General features: G+C 60.9%; 24 protein-coding genes. 22 read left to right on the top strand and 2 right to left on the bottom strand.

Translation table 11 applies throughout. The features are described from left to right. Positions 1-51 precede the first annotated feature (51 nt). Both ACVWW6_RS13985 and ACVWW6_RS13990 read left to right on the top strand, forming a co-directional pair. Positions 52-264 carry a hypothetical protein gene (locus ACVWW6_RS13985; protein WP_456680893.1) on the top strand — a complete coding sequence of 71 codons (213 nt, stop codon included), beginning with the start codon at positions 52-54 and terminating at the stop codon, positions 262-264. A 903-nt stretch (positions 265-1,167) separates the two neighbouring features. Continuing rightward, complete coding sequence (locus ACVWW6_RS13990; protein WP_456680894.1) at positions 1,168-3,639, top strand: putative bifunctional diguanylate cyclase/phosphodiesterase; 2,472 nt, start codon at positions 1,168-1,170, stop codon at positions 3,637-3,639. A gap of 152 nt (positions 3,640-3,791) precedes the next feature. Here ACVWW6_RS13990 and ACVWW6_RS13995 read toward each other — a convergent pair whose 3' ends face one another. Then, positions 3,792-4,601: a polysaccharide deacetylase family protein gene (locus tag ACVWW6_RS13995; RefSeq protein WP_456680895.1), complete on the bottom strand. Its 810-nt coding sequence runs from the start codon at positions 4,599-4,601 to the stop codon at positions 3,792-3,794. A 524-nt stretch (positions 4,602-5,125) separates the two neighbouring features. On the opposite strand from ACVWW6_RS13995, the gene ACVWW6_RS14000 reads away from it, so the two are divergent. The 15 genes from ACVWW6_RS14000 (at position 5,126) to ACVWW6_RS14070 (ending at position 19,848) form a co-directional block, all read left to right on the top strand. Then, positions 5,126-7,102 carry a conjugal transfer protein TraG gene (locus ACVWW6_RS14000; protein WP_271612740.1) on the top strand — a complete coding sequence of 659 codons (1,977 nt, stop codon included), beginning with the start codon at positions 5,126-5,128 and terminating at the stop codon, positions 7,100-7,102. Between the two features lie 10 nt (positions 7,103-7,112). Next, complete coding sequence (locus ACVWW6_RS14005; protein WP_097669052.1) at positions 7,113-7,535, top strand: CopG family transcriptional regulator; 423 nt, start codon at positions 7,113-7,115, stop codon at positions 7,533-7,535. Between the two features lie 385 nt (positions 7,536-7,920). Beyond that, positions 7,921-8,583 (top strand): ribbon-helix-helix domain-containing protein, encoded by a 663-nt coding sequence (locus tag ACVWW6_RS14010; protein WP_097669053.1) that lies wholly within the window; start codon positions 7,921-7,923, stop codon positions 8,581-8,583. A gap of 103 nt (positions 8,584-8,686) precedes the next feature. Beyond that, positions 8,687-9,919, top strand: a complete 1,233-nt coding sequence (locus tag ACVWW6_RS14015; protein WP_271612742.1) for an MFS transporter — start codon at positions 8,687-8,689, stop codon at positions 9,917-9,919. 473 nt (positions 9,920-10,392) lie between these two features. Then, complete coding sequence (gene trbB / locus ACVWW6_RS14020) at positions 10,393-11,313, top strand: P-type conjugative transfer ATPase TrbB (RefSeq protein WP_271567606.1); 921 nt, start codon at positions 10,393-10,395, stop codon at positions 11,311-11,313. Beyond that, positions 11,310-11,633 carry a TrbC/VirB2 family protein gene (locus ACVWW6_RS14025; RefSeq protein ID WP_097669056.1) on the top strand — a complete coding sequence of 108 codons (324 nt, stop codon included), beginning with the start codon at positions 11,310-11,312 and terminating at the stop codon, positions 11,631-11,633. Before trbB ends, ACVWW6_RS14025 begins: the two co-directional genes overlap by 4 nt. Further along, positions 11,633-11,896, top strand: a complete 264-nt coding sequence (locus ACVWW6_RS14030) for a VirB3 family type IV secretion system protein (protein ID WP_097669057.1) — start codon at positions 11,633-11,635, stop codon at positions 11,894-11,896. Before ACVWW6_RS14025 ends, ACVWW6_RS14030 begins: the two co-directional genes overlap by 1 nt. Positions 11,897-11,905: 9 nt before the next feature. Then, complete coding sequence (gene trbE / locus ACVWW6_RS14035) at positions 11,906-14,347, top strand: conjugal transfer protein TrbE (protein ID WP_456680896.1); 2,442 nt, start codon at positions 11,906-11,908, stop codon at positions 14,345-14,347. Then, positions 14,344-15,078, top strand: coding sequence for a P-type conjugative transfer protein TrbJ (trbJ, locus tag ACVWW6_RS14040; RefSeq protein WP_097669059.1), 735 nt, complete (start codon positions 14,344-14,346; stop codon positions 15,076-15,078). The genes trbE and trbJ overlap by 4 nt, the downstream gene beginning before the upstream one ends. Then, complete coding sequence (gene trbK-alt, locus ACVWW6_RS14045) at positions 15,078-15,452, top strand: putative entry exclusion protein TrbK-alt (RefSeq protein ID WP_271612744.1); 375 nt, start codon at positions 15,078-15,080, stop codon at positions 15,450-15,452. The genes trbJ and trbK-alt overlap by 1 nt, the downstream gene beginning before the upstream one ends. A gap of 3 nt (positions 15,453-15,455) precedes the next feature. Beyond that, positions 15,456-16,691 (top strand): P-type conjugative transfer protein TrbL, encoded by a 1,236-nt coding sequence (gene trbL, locus ACVWW6_RS14050; protein WP_097669061.1) that lies wholly within the window; start codon positions 15,456-15,458, stop codon positions 16,689-16,691. A gap of 49 nt (positions 16,692-16,740) precedes the next feature. After that, positions 16,741-17,421: a conjugal transfer protein TrbF gene (gene trbF / locus ACVWW6_RS14055; RefSeq protein WP_097669062.1), complete on the top strand. Its 681-nt coding sequence runs from the start codon at positions 16,741-16,743 to the stop codon at positions 17,419-17,421. A 2-nt stretch (positions 17,422-17,423) separates the two neighbouring features. Continuing rightward, positions 17,424-18,398, top strand: a complete 975-nt coding sequence (gene trbG, locus ACVWW6_RS14060) for a P-type conjugative transfer protein TrbG (RefSeq protein WP_161536666.1) — start codon at positions 17,424-17,426, stop codon at positions 18,396-18,398. Then, positions 18,395-19,600 (top strand): TrbI/VirB10 family protein, encoded by a 1,206-nt coding sequence (locus ACVWW6_RS14065; protein ID WP_097669064.1) that lies wholly within the window; start codon positions 18,395-18,397, stop codon positions 19,598-19,600. Before trbG ends, ACVWW6_RS14065 begins: the two co-directional genes overlap by 4 nt. Before the next feature lie 5 nt (positions 19,601-19,605). Beyond that, the gene (locus ACVWW6_RS14070) at positions 19,606-19,848 is read left to right on the top strand and encodes a DUF2274 domain-containing protein (RefSeq protein ID WP_097669065.1); all 243 of its coding nucleotides are present in this window, start codon (positions 19,606-19,608) and stop codon (positions 19,846-19,848) included. Positions 19,849-20,102: 254 nt separating this feature from the next. Here the strand turns inward: ACVWW6_RS14070 and ACVWW6_RS14075 are convergent, their stop codons facing one another. After that, complete coding sequence (locus tag ACVWW6_RS14075) at positions 20,103-20,330, bottom strand: LysR substrate-binding domain-containing protein (protein ID WP_456683157.1); 228 nt, start codon at positions 20,328-20,330, stop codon at positions 20,103-20,105. Between the two features lie 35 nt (positions 20,331-20,365). Between ACVWW6_RS14075 and ACVWW6_RS14080 the strand changes: the two genes are divergently transcribed. The 5 genes from ACVWW6_RS14080 (at position 20,366) to ACVWW6_RS14100 (ending at position 26,570) form a co-directional block, all read left to right on the top strand. Next, positions 20,366-20,659: a hypothetical protein gene (locus tag ACVWW6_RS14080; protein ID WP_202633236.1), complete on the top strand. Its 294-nt coding sequence runs from the start codon at positions 20,366-20,368 to the stop codon at positions 20,657-20,659. Between the two features lie 1,024 nt (positions 20,660-21,683). After that, the gene (locus tag ACVWW6_RS14085) at positions 21,684-23,006 is read left to right on the top strand and encodes an NtaA/DmoA family FMN-dependent monooxygenase (protein ID WP_161536665.1); all 1,323 of its coding nucleotides are present in this window, start codon (positions 21,684-21,686) and stop codon (positions 23,004-23,006) included. A 116-nt stretch (positions 23,007-23,122) separates the two neighbouring features. Further along, the gene (locus tag ACVWW6_RS14090) at positions 23,123-24,748 is read left to right on the top strand and encodes an ABC transporter substrate-binding protein (protein WP_271552199.1); all 1,626 of its coding nucleotides are present in this window, start codon (positions 23,123-23,125) and stop codon (positions 24,746-24,748) included. Then, positions 24,745-25,710, top strand: a complete 966-nt coding sequence (locus tag ACVWW6_RS14095) for an ABC transporter permease (protein ID WP_161536664.1) — start codon at positions 24,745-24,747, stop codon at positions 25,708-25,710. The genes ACVWW6_RS14090 and ACVWW6_RS14095 overlap by 4 nt, the downstream gene beginning before the upstream one ends. Beyond that, positions 25,707-26,570: an ABC transporter permease gene (locus tag ACVWW6_RS14100; RefSeq protein ID WP_161536663.1), complete on the top strand. Its 864-nt coding sequence runs from the start codon at positions 25,707-25,709 to the stop codon at positions 26,568-26,570. Before ACVWW6_RS14095 ends, ACVWW6_RS14100 begins: the two co-directional genes overlap by 4 nt. Position 26,571: the final 1 nt, after the last annotated feature.

A 26,571-nucleotide genomic window follows, 5' to 3' on the forward strand; every position in this document is an offset into this window, starting at 1 on the left:
CTCGGTGCATGTCCGCAGATCGTCTGGAGACGTGCGCCACGACGGCGCGAGATGGCGGCGATCATCTCGGTCGAGACGAGCTGGACCAACGCCCTATGGCCGATCTCGGCCACCGTCGTGCTCTTCGGCACGTTGTTTGGCGGCTTCATCGGCGCTCGCTCGGGATGCCTGATGAGCTTTCCTATGGCGCAAAAGCAAGCATACGGAAGAGCCGTCCGCGGCGCGAAGGCCGAGCTTGCTGTCGATGCCCGCGCTAGCTTATGAGCTGCTCAACCAACCAGTGCTTTTCAAGCTCAAGGCGTCGCCCCCGTGTACAAGGCCGGCTTCGATCTCGCCATCGAACACAATTCAAGTGGCAGCACCGAGCACCTGTCCAGCGCGCGCCAACTGAGAAGGCTTTACTGATTGCGGACCGCTTTGATTGATGGCTGCACCGTCAGCCGGTAAACAATGAGGTGATCCGACCCGCACGCTTCGATCAGTGTGCCGCAAGCAGGGCAGTGGTGCTTGCATTCGATGCCGCGCTCAGACGTAAGCTCAATACGGCGGAAGCCAGCACCGCACTCGGAACACGTTACATCACTCTTTCTCATGCCTGGCCTCCTCGCGCTGCTCGCCGTCATAATTCTTTGACATGTGGTTGTTTGCGCCGCATCTCCTTGGGTCCGGAGTCTCAGGCAAGATCATCATCGCGGATCGCTCGCTGATGCCCACTGCCTTGTTCGTGTGCTCACGAAATTCACATAGCAGCACGTTGATAAGCTGGAACCCTTTTTGGGTTGCTTGGGGCCATTCACGGCGTTGCTCGCTAGAACGAAGTTAGAAGCAATTTCGTCCGTTCGGCAGATCGGAGTTATTACAAATCCGACATCGAACAAACATTACGCGGATAATTGATGGAACGCTCCGCGGGTCGCTATGCGACATTCAAACCGCTCGCCTGAAGTTTCTCATCGTCATACTGCTCCCTACCGGCGTATTTCCGTCGAATTATCCGCCGTGCCGACGATTTCCTGCGTCGAGATGCGTCGAAGACGATCACGGGGTCCTCGGAGCGGCTATTGGTGAGCCGCACCAGAGCTGACTGCGTCATCGCTTTAACAGCGAATTAAGCCGAGCTGGATTTGATGCCGCGCGGGCAGGAAGTTTAGGTCTCGGGGGCGTGTGATGAATGCTGCCAAGGGTCAATCCACGAAATTGGATGCGAAGCTGTTCGATGACGTGCCGGTCCTGCGGCGCAAGTGGCAGGCTGCGCTCAAGCCCGGCGAAACGCTTCCCCGCTATGAAAATGTGTTGCTCGGGAGCCTCGGGCGGCTCGCCGATCATCTGGTGCTGCTCAAGTGTGACAATGGCGCGTTTGCTGTTTCGCGCACTGGTCGCTATGCGCAGAATTGGCTGGGCGATGCGCGCTGGAACATTCCGATGGACGCGCTACGCCCGGATTGTGCGACAGTCCTCAGTGAGGCAGTCTCGAACGCGATTGCACACAACCGTCCCTATCTCGCGGCCGCACATTGCGTGCGCGCAGGCATGGTGCGGACGTACGATGTGCTGGCCCTGCCGACCTTCTCGCGTTGGGGCGGCACACTGGTCGGCGCCTATGTCAACGAGAGCGGCACGGAATTCAATCTAATCGATGCGATCTTTTGCACGACTGATGACGGCGTAGTCTCGCTCTCAGCCCTTCGCGATCCGACGGGCAGGCCGCTTGATTTTCAGGTCGTGCACCATAATCAAGCGGCGGTGAAGCTCCTCGACGTGGCAGAACACAGCCTGCTGTGGCAGCGTCTGAGCAATTCAGACCATCTGCTCTGTTCGCAAGAGGTTGTAGGGCGGTTGCGGGCTGCGGTCACGAACGACCAGAGTGACCAGTTCGAGATCGAAGACGATGATCGGAGCCTGCGCTTGGGGGTTAGCGCCTTCGGCAATATCGTGTCCCTGGTTATTTCCGACGTTACGTCCTTGAAGCGCCGAGACGCCTCGTTCAGGCTGCTGTTCGACAGCAATCCAATGCCGATGTGGGCCTTCGACGCCGAGACGATGGACTTTGTGAGGGTTAACGACGCGGCGGTGCAGCACTATGGCTATGCCCGCGAGACTTTCCTGCGAATGAAAGTTCAGGAGATCTGGCCAAAAGACGAGCAGGTCGGCTATACGCGGGCGCTACGGGACGCCGGCGATATCTATCAGTCCGAACATCCCTGGCGTCATGTCAAGGCCGATGGCAGCGAGATTTGTGTGCTTGCCTTCGGGCGACGCCTCATAATCGAGGGCCGCGAGGGCTATTTGGTCGTGGTGGTCGACATCACCGAACGACGGAAGGCCGAGGCCCGCATCGCCCATATGGCACTCCACGATGGATTGACGAACCTTGCCAACCGAGCGCTCCACCGGGAGCGGCTAGGCGACGCACTCGAAAACGGCAATGCAGCCGGCAAACACGTCGCAGTGCTGTGCATCGACCTTGACCTCTTCAAGAACGTCAACGATTCATTCGGCCATGCCATGGGAGATCACCTGCTCGAGCAGGTGGCCGACCGGTTGCGCTCGCGTGTCGCCGGCAACAATCTGGCGGCACGGCTCGGCGGAGACGAATTTGCCGTCATCCTGACCGACGACATCTCGCCGAACCGGGCAAGCGATTTCGCGGCCGAACTGATCAGGAGTTTGAGTGCGCCTTATGAGATCGACGGCAATCAGGTGGTGATCGGCGCCTCGGTCGGAATTGCGCTCTCACCAGGCGACGGTACGAGCAGCGAGGAGCTGATGCGCAACGCCGATATGGCGCTCTATCGCGCCAAAGAGGATGGCCGCGGCACACATCGCTTCTTCGAGCGCGAGATGGATTACCAGGCGCAGCGACGCCGCGAGCTGGAGCTCGACCTGCGCCGCGCCTTTGCCGATAGCGAGTTCGAGTTGCACTATCAGCCCCTGGTCGACATCGCGAGCGACAAGATCTCAGGGTTTGAGGCGCTGCTGCGCTGGCGCCATCCGGAGAAGGGCATGATCTCACCCGCGGAGTTCATTCCGTTGGCAGAGGAAATCGGCCTGATCGCGCCCCTCGGCGAGTGGGTGCTGCGCGATGCCTGCAACGAGGCGGTGAAGTGGCCGTCCGAGATCAAGGTCGCGGTCAACCTGTCGCCGGCACAATTCCGTAGCCGTCACCTCGTCCAGGTGGTGATTTCAGCACTGGCCAATTCGGGCTTGGCGCCTAAGCGGCTCGAGCTCGAAATCACCGAGTCCGTATTCCTGGCCGAGACCGAGGCCAATCTCGCGATTCTTCACGAGCTGCGCGAGCTTGGAGTTTCCATCTCACTGGACGATTTTGGAACCGGTTATTCCAGCCTGAGCTACTTGCGCAGCTTTCCTTTCGACAAGATCAAGATCGATCGCTCCTTTGTAAAGGATCTGGCGATACGTTCCGACTGCGGCGCCATCGTGCGCGCGATCTCGAGCCTCGGGCGCAGCCTCAACATCACCACGACCGCGGAAGGGGTGGAGACCACCGAGCAGCTCGATTGGCTTCGCGCCGAGGGCTGCAACGAGGTGCAAGGATTCTTGTTCAGCGCCGCCAGGCCGGCCGCCGAGGTGGGGCAGCTTTTGCTTCGTTTTGGCGCAAGAGCGTCGAAAGCGGCCTGAATTGCGACGCCACATCAACAGGTTCGTTATCTTCGATCCTGATCGGGTCGCGATACCGCCCAGAAACGATCTATAGCGCCCTTGTCGTGCTCTCGCCAATGCGCGTCTTTCTGCGAGCGTTATAATGGCAGGGAGCGACGTGACGCTAGGCATCAATGTGGCACTTCGGCGTTCTTCTGGGCCGAAATAGCGGGTACCAGATGCACGACCCGATACCCGTTCTCATGCAGGTAGCGTAGGAACGCGGGCATCATGGCCGCCGTTCGGGGCTGCGCGTCATGCAGCAGAATGATGCCCTTACGAGCGGCCTCGAGCCGCTCGATTACATTCTTGAGCTCCTGCTCCGGGGTGACGTTCTCCCAGTCGCTCGCCCAAAGGTCAGCTCCGAACACGACGATCCCGCGCGACTGTAAGAGATCGAGCGTCGCAGGCGTCGCGTCGAAATATGGGAAGCGGAAGAAGGGTGTCGACGGGGTTTTAGTCGAAACGCCGTTGAGCGCCATTTCAACGGCCGCGATACCGCGATCGATGGCCTCTTTCGCCTGCTCGAACGGAATCTTCGACATCATCGGGTGCGACCAGCTATGGTGCGCAATCGTATGGCCCTGGGCGGCGATGCGCCGAACGAGTGCAGGATATTCCGCGGCGGACCTGCCGACCAGGAAGAACGTGGCCCGTGCGCATTCGTGTGCGAGCGCCTCCAGCACCTTTTCCGTGTTCGGCGGACGCGGCCCGTCATCGAAGGTGAGGACGATCTCATGGTCCGCCAGAGGAAGGGTCTCTGGAAAGTTGTTTAATCCCACGCGCGGATAGGTCGTCGCATCGACAGCGAGAACGCGTGACGTGCCCAGTGCATTCGGCCGCGGGCAGCCCGCCGCGTTTGTCGCGGCGACGCCGGCAAGCACCACTATTGCAGCGCGGCCGAGCCGAGAAGCCAATCTGTGCAGGCGCAACTTTGTCATTTGAGCTTGGTGCGACCTTGATTGTGAGGTGACCCCGTGTCACTCCGCAGATTATTCGATGCCTGTCGCGGGATTGCTGCGCATCCATGGTATGTCGCGCGCAAAAACGTCGCCGAACCTCGCCGTGACCGCTTAAACCGCTCCTGAGGCGATCGAGACAACGCGACCTTGCGGAAAGGAGCGCCGTGAACTCAAGTTGGTCCGATCGACGGTGCATCAGCAACGGGGTCTGAGCAAATCTCCGGTGTTGCCTGTCTTACCGGAATCTCGACGCAAGCGCTCGGCTGAGACAGTGACTGCTGTTCGTCTGTGGAGATCATTGTCTTTGCGGAGCGCCATGCATCATTGCACGGTTCTGCACGGTGCGTAGGCGCATCGCCGGTCTCCACAGCGTCGATTGGCGTTTTGAGCGCAAACGCAGCTTTCGCTCTGCGCCGCAGATCCTGCGCTGCGACGCGCGCGATTGCGACGTGCGCGTGGCTCTTGTTGTGTGCAGCACGGAGGTGGTGTCCACATCTAAATCCATGTCCGCGACGAAGATCATTTGGCATCAGGTAATCCTGGTTTGTCTGGTCGTGCTCGCCTTCCTGTGGGCGGCGACCGAATGGACCGCCTGGCAACTTGCGTTTCAGCCGCAGCTTGGACCCGCGTGGTTCAGGCTCGGGCATTGGCCGATTTACCAGCCGGCAGCCTTCTTCGTCTGGTGGTTCCAATTCGATGCTTACGCACCCCGCATCTTCCTTCAGGGCGGCGCCATTGCCGCGGGCGGCGGCATCGCGGCAATTGCGTTAGCAATGATGCTTTCGGTCTTTCGGGCACAAGAGGCGAGAGACGTCACCACCTACGGCTCCGCGCGCTGGGCCGACGCGCGGGAGGTGAGGCGCGCAGGCCTATTGGGGGCTGATGGCGTCGTGCTTGGCCGGTTTCAGGGCCATTATCTGCGGCATGACGGGCCCGAGCATGTGCTCTGCTTTGCCCCGACGCGATCGGGCAAGGGCGTCGGCCTTGTCATCCCAACCCTTCTGACCTGGCCCGCATCGACCATTGTTCATGACATCAAGGGGGAGAATTTCCAGCTGACCTCCGGCTGGCGCGCGCATTTTGGACCCGTGCTGTTGTTCGATCCAACCAATCCGGCCAGCGCCGCTTACAATCCGCTTCTGGAGATCCGTCGTGGAGATTGCGAGGTGCGAGACGCCCAGAACATCGCTGATATCCTCGTCGACCCTGAAGGTGCGCTGGAGCGGCGCAATCATTGGGAAAAGACCAGCCATTCGCTGCTCGTCGGCGCGATCCTGCATGTCCTCTACGCGGAAGCCGACAAGACGCTCGCGGGCGTCGCAAACTTTCTGTCGGATCCAGCCCGTCCGATTGAGGTGACGCTGAACGCAATGCTCGCAACGGCCCATCTTGGAACCAGCGTCCATCCCGTCGTGGCCTCGGCTGCGCGAGAACTTCTCAACAAGAGCGAGAACGAGCGCTCGGGCGTTCTCTCAACCGCAATGAGCTTCCTGGGGCTCTATCGCGATCCGGTGGTTGCCAAGATCACCGCACGGAGCGCCTGGCGCATCCGCGATCTCGTCGACGGTCCTCGACCCGTCTCACTCTACCTCGTCGTTCCGCCATCCGACATCGTCCGGACAAAACCCTTGATGCGGCTCATCCTCAACCAGATCGGGCGGCGGTTGACCGAGAGCCTGGATCCTGACCGGCGCCGGCAGAAGCTCCTCCTGATGCTCGATGAGTTCGCAGCCCTTGGCCGGCTCGACTTCTTCGAGAGCCAGCTCGCGTTTATGGCTGGCTACGGCATCCGCAGCTTTCTCATCACCCAGAGCCTTAACCAGCTCGAACGCGCCTATGGACCGAACCACGCGATTCTTGACAATTGCCATGTCCGGATCGCTTTCTCGACCAATGACGACCGGACTGCCAAGCGCGTCTCCGACGCGCTTGGGACCGCCACCGAGCTGCGAGCCATGAAGAACTATGCCGGGCACCGGTTAAGCCCATGGCTTGGACACCTGATGGTAAGCCGCCAGGAAACCTCGCGGCCCTTGCTAACGCCCGGCGAAGTCATGCAACTCTCGCCCAAAGAGGCGATCGTGATGGTTTCCGGAGTGCACCCGCTGCGTGCCACCAAGGTCCGCTACTACGAGGATCCGCAGTTCCAGCGGCGGGTGCTGAAGCCGCCGGGCCCCGAACGTGCCACCTTGGCTGCGCAGCCCGATGATTGGTCATCGCAAGCGTCAATTGCTCCTTCGAGCGTGCTGCTCACGAGCCGCAAGCGCAAGAGCGACGACCCGAACGGAGGCCTTCGCCGGGAGCCGGAATTGCCGCAGCATGAGGAGATCGAGGTCAAGGTGCCGCTTGCCGAACATGAGTTCGATGCAGGCCTGGATGAGGGTGACGCCGATGCCGTCCAGGCGCAAGCCTTCAGCCGATCTATTCAGGGCGTCGCGCGAAACGTCAGCCTCGACCCTGACGATGGCATGGACCTCTGAGCCTGTCAAAATGAAGAAGACCCAGCTCAGCATCTACCTCGATCCGGAGATCTCCAAGAGCCTCGATAGTTTCGCAAATCATCGTGGCCAGTCCAAGTCGTTGGTCGCCGAGGCCGCGATCGCCTCGTTCCTCTGCCCGGACGATTCCGATCGGCGCGAGGCGGCGATCGCCAAGCGGCTCGACCGGATCGCGCGCGTACTCGAACGCCTTGAACGCAACGACGGTGTAACGCTTGAGACGATTGCGCTGTTCATCCGCTTCTGGCTGACCTCGACCCCGGCGCTCCCTGAACAATCGGGACCAGCCGCGCGCGCCAAAGGGGCGGAGCGCTACAATCGCTTTGTTGAAGCGCTCGGACGGCGGCTTTCCAGCGGATCGACCGTTCTTAAAGAAGTGAGCATGGACTTTGACGCCTCGGAGAAACCTGAGTGAGGAAGGTTTCCGCAGCAGATGGGCGATTTAACGGCTCTCGTTTCTGAAGACCGATTCCGAGATAGGCCGGCTCTTGCACCGACAGCCAGCCGTGAAGCGACGAAGGGACTAACGCCTCGTTCAAGTCCAACGCTTCCATAGCCGTCATTTGGGATGTTGGCCCCGCGAGCCGAACAGGTCCGGCTCTGATCAGGCCACCCTTCCTTTCTTTGCCTACGCCAGAGCGCGACGGGCATGTTCGTGCGGTTGATGTCGTGTTTGGCCTGCTTCTTTGTGAGCCCGTCATCGCTGGGGCGATTCATCGTTATCGATCGGATCTGCGTCGCGGGCTGGACACGCCTCGTCGTGTGGCTTTGAGCGGTCGCAAAGTGGGGAACACGGAAATATGCAAGTCGATGAAGGCCTCGAAAGCCAGCCCAGCTCGAAGTTGAATCAAGCTGGTAGCGATGCCCAGCCGGTCTCGAACGAAGCTCCGCGAACCAAGAAGGTCACTGTGCAGCTCTCCGAGAGCATGGTCGAGCGGCTTGAAGCTGCGACCGATCGCCCGGGACTCGGCAAGAGCGTGGTCGTCGAGACGGCACTTGAGCGCTTTTTCAGTCCTGCGCTGCCGATCGAGGGGGGCGTTCATGAGGCTCTGGAGCGCATGAGTGGCCAGATGGCGAGGCTTGAGCGCGAGATCGCGATCATTGCCGAGACGGTGGGTCTGCATGCGCGCTATCACCTCACCGTGACACCTCCCATGCCGCCATCGGAGCAGCGGGAGGCGTGCCTGCTCGGCGAGCGGCGCTTCAAGGTATTGGTCGAGCAGGTCGAGCGCCGGGTTCGGCTCGGACAGCCATTGATACGGGAGACCATCGATCGGCTGGGAAGGGCCAGTCGACCTGCGTCTGAAGCTCACGGCCGCCCATCAGGCATTACGGCTCCAGAGCAATTAAATCGGGAAGCTTCGTCCGCAGCCGCCGCGCGTGGAGAAACCGAGCCGAGCGCTGCCGCCGAGGAGGGCGGCAGCAGTCTGAACTTTCGGAGCCTGCCCAACTCCTTCTGTTGAGCTGGCCGACCGGGCCGGGAGAAGCGCGCCGAAACAAGGGCTGAGCAAAATATTCTCCGAAAAACGCCTCGAGCGCCTTCCAGTTTCGCGGCTCATCGCCTGCGTGTTTCTTCCCTTCGCGGCCGGGTACTACCTGTCCTACCTGTTCCGGACGATCAATACGCTGATTGCTGGACGCCTCACCTCTGATCTCGGGCTTGGCGCTGCCGATATTGGGCTGCTCACGTCGATCTATTTCCTGATCGTCATGGCGGTCCAAATTCCCATCGGCATGTGTCTGGACCGCTTCGGCCCGCGGCGGGTCCAGAGCACACTGTTAGGCGTTGCTGCAGCGGGTGCCGCGCTCTTTGGACTATCAACGGGAATCATGTCGCTCCTCGTTGGTCGGGCGATGATCGGGCTTGGAACCGCAGCCGCCCTGATGTCAGGCTTAAAAATCATCGTCCTCTGGTTTCCGAGAGAACGTATGGCTCTTCTCAATGGCTTCATGATCATGCTGGGATCATTGGGGGCGGTCACAGCAACAGCGCCGGCCGAGGTGCTCCTGGACGGGATCGGCTGGAGGGGGTTATTCGAGGCGCTGGCGGCAGTGACTGCGCTTGCTGGCATTTTGATTTATCTTGTGGTTCCAGAACGATCCACGGGGTCTCTGCCGAGCACGAAGCCTGCCACCCTGAAAACCATCTATTCGGACGCGCGCTTCTGGCGAATTGCGCCTTTGTCGGCGACCTGCATCGGATCGGCCTGGGCACTGCAATCCTTGTGGGCGGCACCCTGGCTTGACGATGTCGAGCGGCTGGACCGGACGAGTCTCGTCGATGAACTGTTCGCCATGGCGCTTACTTTGAGTCTCAGTGCCCTGCTCCTGGGCCTGCTTGCAAACTGGGTGCGCCGTCGCGGCAAGACAACGGAAGCTCTCTTTGCGGTCGTCGCGGTGATGTTGATCGGCGCTGAGCTTGTGCTGATCCTGCATCCGCCCCGGCTGTCACTTCTTCCCTGGTACGCCGTATCGGTCGCCGCATCAGCGACAGCTCTGACCTACGCCATCATAGGGGACTATTTCCCGACTGAACTCGTCGCGCGAGCCAACGGCGCATTGAACGTCCTGCAATTTGGCTGGGCGTTCATCGTGCAGTACGGAACGGGACTGATTCTGGAGCAATGGCCTCTCCAGGCGGGGCATTATCCCTTGATCGCCTACCAGATCGCTTTCGGAGTGAACGTGTTGCTGCAGCTGGCGACGCTCGTCTGTTTTGCCGTCCCGTGGTTCGGAGGCCTGAAAAGGGAGGGTTGGACCTTTGGTCGCACGTCAAGGAACGGGCCGATGGAGCTCTGATGAGGTCATTGTCCCGGCGGCTGAGGTTGTCATCCTGGAGACGGATGAAGATAAGGCGTGGTGACGCGAGGCTATCGCCCGGCTGCGGCCATGGCTCGTTGGCCTGAAAGGAAGGGTTGGAGCTTCCGCACACGTCGTGGCGCGGGCGGCTCGAGCTCGGTCGAGGTCGTTAGTCCACCAGCGGAGCTTGTCATCCTGCAGGCGGATGAAAGTGGGGCGTGGTGACGCCAGGCTGTCGTTGGGCTGATGTCGCAATGCCCCCGTTCTTCGGCTCGTCAATGACATTCTTTCCGAATCTTTCTCTTTCTACGCCAGGCTACGAACGACGTGGTCCCCTTGTTGCGATGGCGCAGGTTCTGCCTTTTCTAGTTGTCCCCATGAGAGGCCGCTGATCGTCAGCTGCCTCGGTTTCCTTGGGGGCAGTCGTGGTCATCCATTCATTTCATTCGGAAGCTGAGCTACGCGGAGCGCGCATGCTCCGCACGGCGTTAGGGCCCGCAATCGCAGGCTTCTTGGAAGATCCTTCCGTCGTCGAGGTGATGCTCAACCCAGATGGCCGGCTGTGGATCGATCGGCTGTCGAGCGGGCTCACTGACACTGGCGAGAGCTTACCTCCGGCCGACGGCGAGCGCATTGTCCGCCTGGTGGCGCATTATGTCGGCGCCGAAGTTCATCCGGGCTCGCCCCGGATCTCGGCCGAGCTGCCGGAAACGGGCGAACGTTTCGAAGGATTGCTGCCGCCAGTCGTGGCCGCGCCGGCGTTCGCGATCCGTAAACCCGCCGTGGCCGTCTTTGGCCTCGCCGACTATGTCGCTGCCGGCATCATGAACGCGGAGCAGGCGAGCGCGCTGCGCGAGGCGGTTGCCGCAAGGAAGAACATCCTGGTCGCGGGCGGCACTTCGACCGGCAAGACCACATTGACGAATGCGCTTCTGGCCGAGGTCGCCAAAACGTCAGACCGCGTCGTCCTCATCGAAGATACGCGGGAGCTTCAATGCCAGGCGCCGAACCTTGTGGCGCTGCGGACCAAGGACGGCGTCGTCTCGCTGTCGGATCTGGTGCGCTCATCGCTTCGCTTGCGGCCTGACCGCATCCCGGTCGGCGAGGTGCGCGGTGCCGAGGCGCTAGACCTCTTGAAAGCCTGGGGGACGGGCCATCCCGGCGGTATCGGCACGATTCACGCCGGCACCGCGCTTGGAGCCCTGCGGCGGCTCGAGCAGCTCGTCCAGGAGGCCGTCGTGACGGTCCCGCGCGCGCTGATCGCCGAGACCATCAACGTCATCGCCGTGCTGTCCGGCCGTGGTGCCGAGCGACGCATGAGCGAGATCGCCTCTGTCACCGGGCTCGGACCATCGGGCGATTACAGCCTTTCGAAGATCGGAGATCAGTCATGACCACGCCATCATCTCTTGGCCGGAGCTTTTCAGTCATCGCATTCGCGGCTCTTTATCTGGCAACTCAACCGGCATGGGCCGCCGGCTCGAACATGCCCTGGGAGCAGCCGCTCAACCAGATCCTCCAATCGGTTGAAGGCCCGGTCGCCAAGATTATCGCGGTCATCATCATCATCGTGACCGGGCTGTCGCTCGCCTTCGGCGACACGTCAGGCGGTTTCCGGCGTCTGATCCAGATCGTGTTTGGTCTGTCGATCGCCTTCGCCGCCTCTAGCTTCTTTCTGTCGTTCTTCTCGTTCGGTGGCGGGGTGTTGATCTGATGGATGAGCCAGTCGCAGGCTTTGTCGCGCCCGTCCACCGCGCGCTCACTGAACCGATCCTGATGGGCGGCGCGCCACGCTCAGTCGCGATTCTCAACGGCACGTTGGCCGCCGCGCTCGGCCTCGGCCTGCGGTTGTGGCTAGCAGGGCTTCTCCTGGCCTTCATCGGCCACATGGCCGCGGTCTGGGCTGCGAAGCGCGATCCAGAATTCGTCGAAGTCGTGCGCCGCCACGTTCGCGTCCCCGGTCATCTCAGCACCTGAAGTCGGTCAATGATGAATCTTGCCGAATATCGCCGCTCAAACACGCGCCTAGCCGACTTCCTACCCTGGGCCGCCCTGGTCGATGAGGGAATCATCCTCAACAAAGATGGCTCGTTTCAGCGGACAGCGCGGTTCAGAGGGCCAGATCTCGACAGTTCTGTCCCGGCTGAGCTTGTCGCGGTCGCAGGCCGGCTGAACAACGCGCTGCGGCGTCTCGGCTCCGGGTGGGCAATCTTCGTGGAGTCGCAACGGCATTCGGCGGGACGCTATCCGCCGGATATCTTCCCGGATATCGCCTCCGCCTTGGTGGATGCGGAGCGCAAAGCGCAGTTCGAGGAGGCCGGAAGCCACTATGAATCGAGCTACTACCTGACGTTTCTCTATCTGCCGCCCGCCGAGAGCGCAGCGGTGGCAGAGCGTCTCCTCTACGAGGGCAGCCACCGCGGCGCGGGAGCGGACGCGCGAGAGGTGCTTGCCGGCTTTGTGGACCGGACCAACCGTGTGCTGCAGCTCGTTGAAGGTTTCATGCCGGAATGCGGCTGGCTCGATGACGAGCAAACGCTGACCTACCTTCACTCGACAGTCTCGACCAAGCGGCACCGCGTGCGCGTGCCCGAAATCCCGATGTATCTCGATGCGCTCCTTGCCGACCAGCCGCTGACCGGCGGGCTGGAACCGATGCTGGGGGAGGCGCATCTGCGCGTGCTGACGATCGTGGGATTTCCGAGCGCGACGACGCCCGGCATTCTCGACGATCTCAACCGGCTGGCCTTTCCGTATCGCTGGTCGACCCGGGCCATCATGCTCGACAAGACGGATGCGACGAAGCTTCTGACGAAGATTCGGCGGCAATGGTTTGCCAAGCGAAAGTCGATCGCCGCGATCCTCAAGGAGGCGATGACCAACGAGGCCGCAACGCTGCTCGACACCGATGCCCACAACAAGGCGATGGATGCTGACAGCGCGCTGCAGGAGCTCGGCTCGGATCAGATCGGCGAGGCCTTTGTCACGGCAACCGTCACGGTCTGGGACCGGGATCCGCGTGCAGCTGATGAAAAGCTGCGCCTCGTCGAAAAGGTGATCCAGGGCCGCGACTTCACCTGCATGGCCGAGACGGTCAATGCGGTCGAAGCCTGGCTCGGCAGCTTGCCGGGACAGGCTTATGCGAACATCCGCCAGCCGCCGGTCTCGACCTTGAATCTCGCCCATATGATCCCGCTGTCTGCTGTCTGGGCAGGAGAAGTGAGGGACCATCATTTCAAGGCGCCTCCGCTGTTCTTCGGCAAGACGGAAGGCTCCACCCCGTTCCGCTTCTCGCTTCATGTCGGAGATGTCGGCCACACCCTCGTGGTTGGGCCAACCGGTGCCGGCAAATCCGTGCTGCTCGCACTGATGGCGCTGCAGTTCCGCCGTTATCCGCAAGCTCAGATCTTCGCTTTCGATTTCGGCGGGTCGATCCGCGCAGCCGCAATCGCCATGGGCGGCGACTGGCATGACCTTGGCGGCGCGGTTGCCGGAGAATCCGCAGCGTTCGTTGCTCTTCAGCCGCTTGCGCGCATTGAGGACGTTGGCGAGCGCGGCTGGGCAGCCGATTGGATCGCGTCGATCTTGGGCCGCGAACGGATCGAGGTCACGCCCGAGACGAAGGATCATGTCTGGTCAGCATTGACGTCGCTTGCCTCCGCGCCAGTCGGGGAGCGCACGCTGACTGGCATTTCCGTTCTGCTCCAATCCAATGCCCTAAAGCGCGCGCTGCAGCCCTACTGTCTCGGTGGTCCCTTCGAGCGGCTCTTGGATGCGGAACGCGAGCGGCTGGGAGAGGCTTCCGTCCAGGTCTTCGAGACCGACGGATTGATCGGAACCGATGTCGCGCCCGCGGTCCTTTCCTACCTGTTTCACCGGATCGAGGACCGGTTTGACGGCCGTCCGACCCTGCTCATCATCGATGAGGGCTGGCTTGCGCTCGATGATGCCGATTTTGCCGGAAAGCTCCGCGAATGGTTGAAGACGCTTCGCAAGAAGAATGCCTCCGTCGTGTTTGCGACCCAGTCGCTTGCGGATATCGACGGGTCCGCAATTGCATCCGCCATCGTCGAGAGCTGCCCGACCCGGATCTTGTTGCCAAATGACCGGGCCATCGAGCCGCAGATCATGACGATCTACCGGCGTTTTGGACTGAACGACCGGCAAATCGAAATCCTCGCCCGAGCCACGCCCAAGCGCGATTACTACTGCCAGTCGCGCCGAGGCAACCGGCTGTTCGAGCTCGGCCTTGGCGAAATCGCGCTTGCCTTTGCAGCCGCGTCTTCCAAGGCCGATCAGGCTCTCATTGAGCAAGTCCTTAAGGAGCACGGGCGGGACGAGTTTGTCACTGGGTGGTTGAAGGCACGAGACATGAGCTGGGCCTGCAATCTCATTCCGCAGCTTGCGAAGGAAGGAAGCTTGTCATGAACCGTCTCCGTCAGCTGACGGCAGCGAGCTTGGTCGCTATGGCCGTCATGCAAGTGCCCCGAGAGGGCAAGGCACAATGGATCGTGTTCGACCCCAACAACTACGTGCAGAACGTCCTTACAGCGGCGCGCGAGTTGCAGCAGATCAACAACCAGATCACATCTCTGCAGAACGAAGCGCAGATGCTGATCAACCAGGCGAAGAACCTGGCGAGCCTGCCATATTCGTCCCTGCAGCAGCTCGAGCAGTCGATTCAGCGTACTCAGCAGCTGCTCTCGCAGGCCCAGCGGATCGCCTACGACGTCCAGCAGATCGATCGCGCCTTTTCCACAACTTACGCACCCGCATCATCGAGCGTGTCCAATGGGTTCATGGTCGCCAACGCGCAAACACGCTGGCAGAACTCCGTTGCCGGGCTGCAGGACGCCATGCGCGTGCAGGCGAGCGTTGTCGGCAATCTCGACACCAATCGGACCCAGATGTCGGCCCTGGTCACCGCGAGCCAGGGCGCGTCAGGCGCACTTCAGGCGAGCCAGGCCGGCAATCAGCTCCTTGCACTGCAAGCGCAGCAGCTAGCGGACCTTACCGCCGCCGTGGCCGCGCAAGGTCGGGCGCAAACGCTTCAGGCAGCGCAGCGGGCAGCAGCGCAGGACCAGGGGAGGGAGCAGCTGCGGCGCTTTCTGATCCAGGGCCAGGGCTATCAACCAACAACCGTGCAGATGTTCCACTGATGATGAAGTCCAGATTTGAACGGCTGCCGGTGGCGGTGGCACTTAGCCTGGCTGTCCTGTTCGTTGCGGTCTGCGCCATTCGTCTGCGCGGCGATGAGAGCGCTACCCCATCTTCCGCCTCGGGCGCTGCGAAGCCCGACCCGATCGCGGCAAAGCTCGAGCAATGCCGCACCGTCACCTACAAGCAGAAAGACGCTCTCCTCGAATGCCAGAAGATCTGGGCGGAACAACGCAGCCAGTTCTTGAAGGGAAGTGGATTCTCAAGCGGTGCGGATAGCCGGGCGGGCGTCGGGCCATCGCCATCTCTTGTGCCGCGTAAGGACGAAAGCCGTCTCCCGGCCGGTTATCCATCTATTCCGAGCCAAAGCGAGTGAGCCATGGGCGGCACCGGTGTCATCGACCAGTTCCTGGAAACCTTCACGCGCTACATCGACTCCGGATTTGGCTTCGTTGGGGGCGAAGTCAGCTATCTTGCGACCACATTGGCCGCAATCGACCTCACGCTCGCCGGCCTGTTCTGGTCCCTAGGGAGCGATGAGGAGATCATCGCCCGGCTTGTCAAAAAGACGCTGTTCGTCGGCGTCTTTGCCTACCTGATCGGCAATTGGAATAGCCTTGCCCGCATCGTCTTTGAGAGTTTTGCAGGTCTTGGACTGAAGGCTTCGGGCACAAGCCTCTCATCGGCGGATTTCTTGCGGCCGGGCCGAATCGCCCAAGTCGGGCTCGATGCCGGCCGTCCCATCCTTGATTCGATTTCCTCGCTGATGGGCTATGTCAGCTTCTTCGAGAACTTCGTCCAGATCGCGGTTCTCCTGTTCGCTTGGATCGTGGTGCTACTGGCCTTCTTTGTCCTGGCCATCCAGCTCTTCGTCACGCTGATCGAGTTCAAGCTGACGACACTTGCCGGCTTCGTCCTGATCCCCTTCGGTCTGTTCGGCAAGACCGCCTTTGCGGCCGAGCGGGTGCTGGGAAACGTGATCTCGTCAGGCGTAAAAGTCCTGGTCCTCGCGGTCATTGTCGGCATCGGATCGACCTTGTTCTCGCAATTCACGGCAGGTTTCGGCGGCAACCAGCCAGCCATCGAGAACGCGATGGCGCTGGTGCTCGGCGCTCTCTCCCTACTTGGTCTCGGCATCTTCGGACCTGGCATCGCCAACGGCATCGTTTCTGGCGGCCCGCAGCTTGGCGCGGGTAGCGCGGTCGGCACTGGACTTGCGGCTGGTGGGGTGATTGCGGCTGGCGCCGGCCTTGCAGCCGGCGCTGCCGGTCTCGCCAGCGGCGCCATCGCGGGCGCGTCGCGCGGCGGAAGCGCCATTGCGAGTGGTGCGGCGAGCGTGTTTCGGACGGCGAGCCACGCCGGTTTCGAGGCGAGCGGTTCGGCTGCTGCAAGCCCCTTGCGCTCAGTCGCGGCAGGTTTTGGCGATGGCGCGAGCAATGCCGGTAAGAGGGAAGGGGAAGCTTCTGGCGCGTCAGACAGTGCACCCGCATGGGTTCGTCGGATGAAGCGGGCACAGACGGTCCAGCATGGGGCATCAGCTGCAACGCACGCGATTCGCTCGGGTGATCACGGCGGAGGCGGCGGATCTGTCGACCTCTCGCAAGGGGATCGCTGATGCTTTCTCTTTTCAATCCCGTTCTTGGTCATCTCTTGGGGGGCAAACGATGTTCAAACGATCGGCCGTGCACTATGGCCGCACACCGGCAGCAGTCACTCCTTATCAACGCGCAGCCCAGGTCTGGGATGACCGCATTGGCGCGGCGCGCGTTCAGGCCAAGAACTGGCGTTTGATGGCCTTTGGCTGCCTTTTCCTCTCTGCTGGTTTTGCCGGCGCTCTGGTCTGGCAATCAGCGCACGGCACGATTACGCCTTGGGTGGTCGAGGTCGATCAATTGGGTGAAGCAAAGACGGTTGCGCCGGCAAATGCCAGCTATCAGCCGACAGACCCGCAAGTCGCGTTTCATCTGGCGCGCTTCATCGAGCACGTGCGCGGCCTGCCGATGGACGCGATCATCCTTCGCGAAAACTGGCTCCGCGCCTACGACTTTACGACCGACCGGGGCGCGGCGGCACTCAACGACTATGCTCGGAACAACGATCCGTTCGCCAGGCTCGGCAAGATGCAAATTGCAATCGAGGTCTCGAGCGTGATCCGGGCTTCGCCAGAGAGTTTTCGTCTGGCCTGGATCGAGCGCCGTTACGACAACGGTCAACTCGCCGCGACCGAGCGATGGAGCGCGATCCTCACAGTCGTCGCGGAGATGCCACGTGACCTGGACCGGCTGCGGAAGAATCCACTTGGCATCTATGTCAACGCCATCAACTGGTCGAAGGAGTTGGGCTGACCATGCCGTCACATGTTCTTCTTGCGTCACGGAAAGTGCGGCCGCGCTTGCCTCTGGCTCTTCTAATCTGTGTCTCCACTCTTAGCGGCTGCTCCACGTTCAAGCCGCCGCAAATCAGCTATGATAGCGAGCTTCCGCCGCCGCCCGATTTGCCGGCGCCTGCCGATGATCGTCCACGGCCGCTGCATGTGCCACCTAGCTGGAAGGCTGCACGCGGCGGCAAGAGCGCGGAAGCCAAGGAGCCCATCGAGCGCATCGAAACGGCAAATGATGCCGCACGGGTGCAGCCGCGCAAAGCCGGCTACTTCAATGCAGTGCAGGTGTTTTCCTATAGCCCGGGCGCCCTCTATCAGATCTATGCCGCGCCGGGTCGAATTACGGACATTGCGCTCGAGCCCGGGGAGCAGCTGATCGGCTCGGGGCCGGTTGCAGCTGGTGATACGGTGCGGTGGGTTGTCGGCGATACCGAGAGCGGGAACGGTGACACGCGTCGTGTCCACATCATGGTCAAGCCGACACGCCCCTCGATTGAGACGAATCTCGTCATCAACACCAACCGGCGCACTTACCTGGTCGAGCTCCGCTCCCGCGAAAAGCCCTATATGGCTTCGGTTGCGTGGTTCTATCCGGAGGATGGAGGCGCGCGTCATCGGGCTCTGTCGCCGACGCCCTTCATCCCGGATCTAGCAGCGCGCCGCTATCGCTACGCCATCGAGGGCGACAGCCCGCCCTGGCGTCCGGTCAACGCCTACGACGATGGCCGCAAGGTCTATGTCGAGTTTTCGCCGGGGATCGGGCAGGGCGAGATGCCGCCGCTGTTCGTGATCGGGCCTGACGGCAAGACCGAGCTCGTCAACTACCGCGCCTACGGCAACCTACTGATCGTGGACCGGCTGTTCGCGGCCGCGGAACTGAGGTTGGGCGAGGAGCACCATCAGAAGGTCAGGATCGTGCGGACCGACGGGAGGCCGCAGTGAGCGATACTAGCCACGCAAATGACACGCCCAACGATGCACCTCGCGTTAAGCCGCCGGGCGAGATCGCCGAAACCCTGCGGCTCCGGCCGGACCGTCAGCAGGTGGCGCGCCTGTCGCGCAAGGTGCTTGCGGGTGGTGGCGCCCTTGTGCTCGTGCTCATCTCTGGCGCGGTGTTCTGGGCTCTGCAGGAGAAGCGATCGCGCACTCCGGCGTCGGAAGGGCTCTACGCGACCGATCACCACAGTGTCGCCGATCAGCTTGCAACCCTGCCCAAGGACTACACCGAGATCCCGAAAAACGTGCCTCGTCTCGGGCCTCCTTTGCCAGGCGATCTCGGCCGGCCGATCGTCGCCGCCCAAGGGTCGTCGACTTCGAGCCCGCTCGGGGTTGATCCCGAACAGCAGCGCGTCAACCAGGAGAGCGAAGCGGCACGCACCAGTAAGGTGTTTGCCAGCACCAACGTCCGTCCGTCGGCCGCTGTGACGGCGCCCAATGAAACTCCTTCGAATGCCGCGACATCGTCCGATGAAGCGTTCGCGCAGAATGGACAGGACCGGAAACTTGCTTTCGTAAGTGCATCCGTCGATCGCCGCACCACCAGCCCAGATCGACTGACGAGGCCAGCTTCTCCATTCGTGGTGCAAGCCGGGACCGTTATTCCGGCTGCTCTCATCACGGGTATTCGGTCCGATCTGCCGGGGCAAATCACGGCGCAAGTAACAGAAGCGGTCTACGATTCCCCTACCGGCCGAGCCCGCCTTATCCCCCAGGGAGCAAGACTCATCGGCACGTACGACAGCCAGGTCGCCTTTGGCCAGTCGCGCGTGCTGCTGGTTTGGTCCCGGCTCATCATGCCGAATGGGCGTTCGATCGTGCTGGAGCGCCAGCCCGGGGCGGACGCAGCGGGGTACTCAGGCCTCGAAGACGAGGTCGACAATCACTGGAAAGAGCTCTTGGGCGCCGCCGCGCTTTCAACCCTGCTCGCCGTCGGCACCGAGGTGAATTCCGGAGCGGATACGGGTAGCACGAATAGCGACCTCATTGCTGCGCTCCGGCGCGGGGCGGGGGATTCCGCGAATCAAACTGGCCAGCAGCTGGTCCGCCGCAATCTCAACATCCAGCCGACATTGACGATCCGCCCGGGATTTCCGGTGAGGGTCATCGTCAACCGCGATCTGGTGCTCGAACCGTACAGAGGGTGAGGACAATGGCCAAGCTGAAGCTCGGAGCGATCGAGGACGATAAGCCGACCAAGGTGACGCACGAATTGCCCGCGAGCGTCCACCGGGACCTTGTCGCCTACGCCGAAATCCTGGCTCAGGAAACGGGGCGGCCGCCCCAGGATCCGGCAAAACTGATCGCGCCCATGCTGGCGCGGTTCATGGCGGCGGACAGGAGCTTTAGGAAGGCCCGACGGGAGCGTCAACGCCCGAGGGGAGGCGAGGGGTAGCGCTCGGAGAGCAGCTTCAAGAAGGCGGCCAACGCTGGGTTATCATTGTCGGGCCGCCAATAAGCCGAAAAGTCGAAGCGGCTCGGACCGCCGCCGTCGCGCAGCTCGCGGTAGACGAGGCCCCCATAGTTAATGTCGGATTCGAGCACCAAGCTGATTCCTGTATTCATGCTGATTAGGCTCTTGATGATGTCGCGGCTGACGTCGTGGTGCTCGAATTTAGGACGGTTTTCAGGCGATACCGAGCTTGGAGATTAGAAAAAATCTTTTCCCGGATCGTAATGACTCAGAAACACCGTCTCGTCCCGCAGATCAGTCCAGTAGACAGTGTCCCGCGCCGCGAAATGATCATGCGGTAAGACAGCCAGAACACGCTCGCTCCACAGTGGCAACGCGTTAATGTCGAGTAGTGGTCGGCTCCCAGTGACGATTAGGACATCGAGAACGCCGTTGCAAAGTGCGTTGCCAAGCGTGTTCGTGATCGTTCAACCGCCGCCAGCTCGATCTGCGAGAACCGTTGCTTGAAATCAGAGATCGCGATCCTCGTAGTGGTCGTCAACAAGGTGGCTGCCAACATTGCTGCGGCCGTTCATCGATTCGACGCTACGACTATGCGCGTCAGCAATTCGATAGAACATGGCGGCTGCCTGACACACATGATCTGGAGTCGAATCTGTCCACCGTCGCGGCTGTCGCCGATCGTACGAGCCAAGCAGCCGTAGATGCCAAGACTGCGTCATCCGATGTGGCTCTTCGTACCGCCGAACTGCGCCGCGTAATTGGAGGCTTTTTGGAAAAAGTTGCAGCCTAGGAATCCAATGGATGGATTGCCAAGCCCGAAGACGTTGTGAGCTGTTGGCACCCGATTTGTAGGATTGTCCTTTCGGCACGTGCAGGGGCGCCTGACGCGAACCCAACTTTACCACCTGCAACTTCAATATCTCGTCAAGTGGGAGGTCCTGGCCGTTACGCTTGAAACATTCGGTTTGGATGGCTGTCTGTCTGCTTTCCATCAAGCCGGCATATGCAGTGCTCTTGGGCGTCTCGCTAACTATGGAGAGACGATCATGATGGCCAATTTCACAAAGGCCGAGACAGTCGTCCTGGGCTGGCTTGCCACTGTTGAAGTTGGAAACAGACCCAATGTCTCGCCGACGAGGCTGCGATCTTGTCTTCCTTGGCTTCGCACGCATGACGATCTTCACCGCATCATCGGGCAAAGGACGCTGCAGCGCCTTGGGCTAATCCTACGGAGCGCGCGTCCATTTCCGGACGCAAGAGTGCCATCGCACCCTCCGAGACCAGCGCTCGCAGGCCAGACGGGAATCACATCCGGTTCGCTATGCAACGCAGGCCAATCCGTACGCAAGTGACGCTTAACCGCGGGTGAGCATCGGATCCAGCCATTAACGAATTTCTGCGCGACTGCAAAGAACTCTGCGCAAATCCTGCGCAGAGGGGCACGTGAAGGGATCGTCATAGAAGGCAATACCAAGTCGCGCGATTACTTTGAAATACGCAACTATTGCGTTCGTGTGCCGCGCAGCTAGCTTTGCCATCACCTACGGCAGAGCGTCGGCCGTGGAATTTTCGAGAGAAGGCACTCATCGTGGCTTGTTCGCAATGAAGTCGCAACGCAGAGAAGGGGTCGGGCTGCTGACGCTAGTTGCGCTGTATTCGTGTTTCACCGCCGCTCACAGCTGTCGCGAGCGTCGTTCCAAGTCAGTTTCCACGCATCATAGCTGCTGTGCAGCGCCGCGCCCGATTCGGCCGCACAGTGTTGCGGCCGCAATTAGCTGCCTTTGAATTCACGGTCCCGAGAGAATCAATCTTCTATGACCCGTACGCTGCATATTGGCCTTAATCTACACGGCGCGGGCGGTCACTCCGCGTCCTGGAGGCGGCCAGGAACCAATCCAAGCGCTTTCTTCGACATCGAGCACTATGTTCGGGCCGCGAAAGTCGCCGAGACTGGCCTGCTGAATGCTGTATTTCTCGCGGACACGCCCGCGATACCCTCTGACATTACTCGTCAACCGCCGCTCAATGGGCTGGAGCCGACGCTCGTCCTCGCCACGATCGCGCGCGAGACGAAACATATCGGACTGATCGCAACTGCATCGACGACCTATAACGATCCCTACAATCTGGCGCGGCGTTTCCAGTCGCTCGATGTCATCAGCGGCGGACGGGCCGGCTGGAATGCCGTCACAACCTCTAGCCCTGCAACGGTGGCGAACTTCGGTGGCCGCCAGCTCGGCCGCGAGGAGCGCTACAGCCGCGCGGAAGTCTTCGTCGAAACCGTCCGCGCCCTCTGGCTGAGCTGGGGCGAGGGAACGATCATCGCTGACCAGAAATCCGGAGTGTATGCCAATCCGGCTCAGTTCCGGCTACTTGATGAAAAGAAAAATCCGTTCGCTCTCCGCGGGCCGCTCACTCACCCTGGCTCACGACAAGGTCACCCAATCATCGTGCAGGCCGGAGGGTCCGATCCTGGCTTGCGCCTTGCCGCTCGCAGCGCCGACGTTGTGTTCTCCGCCGCTGGCGATCTCGCGACGGCACAGCGTGAAGCGGGGCGCCTGCGCTCCCTCTCGCAGCACTTGGGCCGGCGCTTGGCTCCACTGATCCTTCCTGGGCTCGTCACCTTCATCGGAGGCACCGAACAGGAGGCGCAGCGTCGCAAACAAGATGTCGACGAATTGCTTGATCTGGAGCGGGCCCTGACTGCTCTGGCGCGAAGCATTGAGGTGCCTATCGAAAAGCTCAGCCTGGACAGGCCCATTCCGGAGGAGCTATTGCCCGATCCACATCATGTTGCGTTCTCGGTCGGTCATCACCGCACGATCGAGACCTTGGCACGGCAAGGCCGCACGGTTCGCGAAATCATCGGCAGTGTTCAAGCCTTTGGCCATCGCCTGCTGGTGGGCACTCCCGAGCAGATTGCCAGTTCGATCGGAGAGTGGTTTCGCGCAGGGGCGGTTGATGGCTTCAACATCATTCCGGACGTGCTCGAAGATGGCACTCCGGCCTTTGTCGACCATGTCGTTCCGATCTTGCAGCGGCGAGGGTTGTTCCGGACCGAATATCGCGGCGAGACGCTGCGCGAACATTTTGGCATCCCCGCAGCCGAGCCTGCAGAACAGCATGCAACTGTCTGATCGGCTGATGCCGCGGTCTTACACCAAACAATGTGGAGCTTGATATGTCTCGATCGGACGAACCCTCGCTGGAACTGTCTAGCCTTCGACCGACAGGTCACAGAATGCGAAAGGCGATGCCCGTTCTGTTATCGGTTGCAAGCCTGTCGCTGACTGCTGTACCGCCTGGCGCCTCTGCAGGAAACGCTTCATCCGACAATCCGAAGCACGGAGGCATCATTCGATACGGCCACTTCCAAGAGCCTCCTTGCCTGTACGGGGGCTGGGTACAGCAATGGTACCTTCAGCGGCAGTTTAGCGACAATCTGGTTGCACGCAGCAATGACGGAAAAATACTCCCCTGGCTTGCAACATCCTGGGCAACTTCGGAGGACAGGAAGGTCTATACGTTCGAGATCAAGCCAAATGTGAAATTTACGGACGGCACAGCCCTCGATGCGCAGGCCATTGCTGATAATATCAACGGATGGCTCAGCACTAACCCGGATCTTCGAAATCCCACCGCTGCTCCTTACCTCAGCGATAGCTTTGAATCGGCAACTGCTATTGCACCCCTGAGCTTGCGCATAACGCTCAAAACACCGTTTGAGCCGCTGCTCAATGTCCTCGCCCAATCGTCCCAGGGCATCTTGTCGCCAACCGCACTCAAGCGGGGCCTTGCTGCGAATTGCGAAAGCCCTGTCGGATCGGGGCCGTTCATCGTTGAGAAGTGGTCTCACGGGCGAGAGGTCATATTCCGCCGCAACCCCAACTACAATTCGGCGCCGGCCACCGCAAAGCACCAGGGCCCGGCTTATGTTGATGGTATCGACTGGAAGTTCCTTGCCGATCAGACGGTCCGATACGGCTCACTGCTCACGGATGAGACCGATGCCGCGTATGACATTCCGGCTGTCGCGTGGAAGGACGCCAACTCCCGCTTCAACGTGTTGCGGCACATTACCGGCGGTACCCCGTTGCGCCTCGCGCTTTTTGCTGCACGGCCGCCGTTTGACGACGTGCTTGTCCGCCAGGCATTCGCATATTCGACCGATCGAAAGGCTGCCATTGAATCGTCCTTTCTGGGCTCTTTGCCATTTGAAGGCAATGGCGCGCTCAGCCAGAGCTCGCCGGAATATATCAGCGAGTTTGGGCAATCCTATGCGTACGATGTTGGCAAAGCCAATCGGCTCCTGGACCGGGCTGGTTGGACCGAGCGCAACAAGGGCGGCGTTCGCGTCAAGAACGGTAAGCCACTTCTCATACGGATTTCTTACTCGAGCGCCTTTCTAAAGCCCGATGGCGAGCAGGCTCTGCAGGTACTGCAGAGCCAGGCAAAGGCGGCTGGATTTGACGTGCGCCTTCAGCCGACAAATCAAGCGGATTTCTTTGCCGGGAAGAATCTCGGGCTCAACGATTACGAGATCGTGCTCTTGTATTGGGTTGCGCCGGGTGCTGAGATCTTTCGCATTTCATGGAAGCCGGACCAGGATGGCCAGCGCAACGGCTTTAATCCATCTCGCTATCAGGACCAGGCGTTGTGGGATGTCATTCAGAAGGCGGAACAAAGCTTCGATGATGCGTCGCGCACCGCCCTCTATCAACAGGCCGAGCGCAAAATCATAGATCAAGCGCCTGTGATTGGGTTTACGGTTCTGGACGTCACTGTCGCCACTGCGAGCAATCTTAAAGACGTCTGGTTGGACCGCGGCTCGGTCGGCGAGCCGGTCTTCTATGACGCCCACTTCACTGACAAGAAATGACATTCGTGAACCTTGCAGCCCACAGTCCAGCTGTTTGGTTGGTGCGGCGGTTCCTGTCCGGTGCCGTTGTCGTGTGGGCTGCGGCGAGCTTCACTTTCCTCATTCAGTGCCTGCTGCCGGGCGATCGGGGGCAGATCATCTTCAGTGTGAGGAGTGGCAATGTCGGAGAGGCGCCCGCCGCGGAGCTTGCAGCGATCAATGCGAAATACGGCTTTGATCAGCCGCTTGCTATCCAGTACGCGAAGTACATCTGGGGCATTCTGCATGGAGATCTCGGTCAATCCTACCAGCAGCATCGGCCGGTGCTCGAGATCATCGCAGAACAGATTGGCCCTACAATCGTGCTGGCGATCGCAGCACTCGTGGCTGCATGGGTTATCGCCATCCTAACCACCTTGTTTGCTGCCGGTAGAGACAATATCGGGGCTAAGCTGCTCAGTGGGATGCAAGTTTTTTTAGCAACCTTGCCGCCTTACTGGCTGGCGACCATCCTACTCGTCGTCTTCGCAGTCCAATTGCGCGTTTTTCCGGTTGTTGGGGGCAACTCCGCCATGGGCCTCGTTCTTCCAACGCTCGCACTGGCTTTGGAGTTGTCAGGCTTTTTCGGGCAGGTGGTCCTGCATGAGTTCACGCGTGTGCTCGACCAACCGTTCGTAACGTCGGCGCGAGCACGAGGCATGGGAGATCTTGGCGTCAGATTCCGCCATGTCCTGCGTCATGCGGCTTTGCCTGGCATCACGTTGTCGGGGTGGGCGCTTGGCAAGCTGCTATCTGGAGCAATCTTGATCGAGGCGGTTTTTGCGCGCCAGGGGCTCGGCGGCGTCCTTGTCGCCGCAACGTCTTCACGAGACGTACCAGTGGTCTCAGGGGCGGTTTTGATTTCCGCCGGTCTGTTCGTCGTTGCCAGCTTGGTCGTCGATCTCACCTACCGGCTGGTTGATCCGAGGATCAAACTGACATGAGCACGTTTGCCGAAGCCACCCTGTCTTCGCTGTTCGGCGGAGGGCGGGCGACCGCCCGCACTATTCCCGCACGGGTCTACGGTGCTGCCATTACAGCGGCGTTCTTTATCATCGCGGCGATCGCGCCTAAACTGCTGCAGACACATGATCCGCTGGCGATAGATTTAGCCGCCTCGCTGCGAGCCCCTTCGGTCGCGCACTGGCTAGGGACAGACCAATCCGGCCGTGATCTCTACTCCCGGATTGTGGAGGGAGCAGGTCAGTCCCTGGCCATCGGCTTTGGGGCAACCGGCTTAAGCATGTCTATTGCATTGATCCTCGGGGTTACGGCCGGACTCGCAGGGGGCGCGCTCGACAACATTCTCAGTCGTCTCCTGGACGTGCTCTTCGCACTTCCCACGCTGTTCCTCGCGCTTCTCTTCGTCAGCGTCTTGGGGCCATCGCTCTCGACCGAAATCATAGCGGTCGGAATCGGCACGGCGCCGGGTTATGGGCGCATGATCAGGGGCCAGATCCTTGCCGTCAAAGGAGCGGCCTATGTGGAGGCGGCCAAGGCGATCGGGCATCCTTATCCGCGTATTGTTTTGAAGCACATTCTTCCAAACGCAATGAGCCCACTAATGGTGATGATGACGCTGGGCGTTGGCCAAGCCATTATCTGGGCCTCGGGCCTTGCATTTCTCGGCCTTGGCGTTGCTCCACCGGCGCCTGAATGGGGCGCGCTGCTCAACGCCGGACGCAACTATGTGATCTATGCGTGGTGGCTGGAGATCATGCCGGGCTTAGCCGTCGTGGTATTTGCCCTCAGCGTCACTATTCTCGGAAGCTATTTTCAAGATCGTCTGGAAGGAAAGGCCTGAC

It is taken from the genome of Bradyrhizobium sp. USDA 3311 (genome assembly GCF_054062495.1).

Bases quoted from the DNA above. Each gene is read 5' to 3' on its own strand.
- ACVWW6_RS13985 (WP_456680893.1), top strand. From the start codon at position 52: ATGGCGGCGATCATCTCGGTCGAGACGAGCTGGACCAACGCCCTATGG.
- ACVWW6_RS13990 (WP_456680894.1), top strand. From the start codon at position 1,168: ATGAATGCTGCCAAGGGTCAATCCACGAAATTGGATGCGAAGCTGTTC.
- ACVWW6_RS13995 (WP_456680895.1), bottom strand. From the start codon at position 4,601: ATGACAAAGTTGCGCCTGCACAGATTGGCTTCTCGGCTCGGCCGCGCT.
- ACVWW6_RS14000 (WP_271612740.1), top strand. From the start codon at position 5,126: ATGTCCGCGACGAAGATCATTTGGCATCAGGTAATCCTGGTTTGTCTG.
- ACVWW6_RS14005 (WP_097669052.1), top strand. From the start codon at position 7,113: ATGAAGAAGACCCAGCTCAGCATCTACCTCGATCCGGAGATCTCCAAG.
- ACVWW6_RS14010 (WP_097669053.1), top strand. From the start codon at position 7,921: ATGCAAGTCGATGAAGGCCTCGAAAGCCAGCCCAGCTCGAAGTTGAAT.
- trbB (WP_271567606.1), top strand. From the start codon at position 10,393: ATGCTCCGCACGGCGTTAGGGCCCGCAATCGCAGGCTTCTTGGAAGAT.
- ACVWW6_RS14025 (WP_097669056.1), top strand. From the start codon at position 11,310: ATGACCACGCCATCATCTCTTGGCCGGAGCTTTTCAGTCATCGCATTC.
- ACVWW6_RS14030 (WP_097669057.1), top strand. From the start codon at position 11,633: ATGGATGAGCCAGTCGCAGGCTTTGTCGCGCCCGTCCACCGCGCGCTC.
- trbE (WP_456680896.1), top strand. From the start codon at position 11,906: ATGATGAATCTTGCCGAATATCGCCGCTCAAACACGCGCCTAGCCGAC.
- trbJ (WP_097669059.1), top strand. From the start codon at position 14,344: ATGAACCGTCTCCGTCAGCTGACGGCAGCGAGCTTGGTCGCTATGGCC.
- trbK-alt (WP_271612744.1), top strand. From the start codon at position 15,078: ATGATGAAGTCCAGATTTGAACGGCTGCCGGTGGCGGTGGCACTTAGC.
- trbL (WP_097669061.1), top strand. From the start codon at position 15,456: ATGGGCGGCACCGGTGTCATCGACCAGTTCCTGGAAACCTTCACGCGC.
- trbF (WP_097669062.1), top strand. From the start codon at position 16,741: ATGTTCAAACGATCGGCCGTGCACTATGGCCGCACACCGGCAGCAGTC.
- trbG (WP_161536666.1), top strand. From the start codon at position 17,424: ATGCCGTCACATGTTCTTCTTGCGTCACGGAAAGTGCGGCCGCGCTTG.
- ACVWW6_RS14070 (WP_097669065.1), top strand. From the start codon at position 19,606: ATGGCCAAGCTGAAGCTCGGAGCGATCGAGGACGATAAGCCGACCAAG.
- ACVWW6_RS14085 (WP_161536665.1), top strand. From the start codon at position 21,684: ATGACCCGTACGCTGCATATTGGCCTTAATCTACACGGCGCGGGCGGT.
- ACVWW6_RS14090 (WP_271552199.1), top strand. From the start codon at position 23,123: ATGCCCGTTCTGTTATCGGTTGCAAGCCTGTCGCTGACTGCTGTACCG.
- ACVWW6_RS14095 (WP_161536664.1), top strand. From the start codon at position 24,745: ATGACATTCGTGAACCTTGCAGCCCACAGTCCAGCTGTTTGGTTGGTG.
- ACVWW6_RS14100 (WP_161536663.1), top strand. From the start codon at position 25,707: ATGAGCACGTTTGCCGAAGCCACCCTGTCTTCGCTGTTCGGCGGAGGG.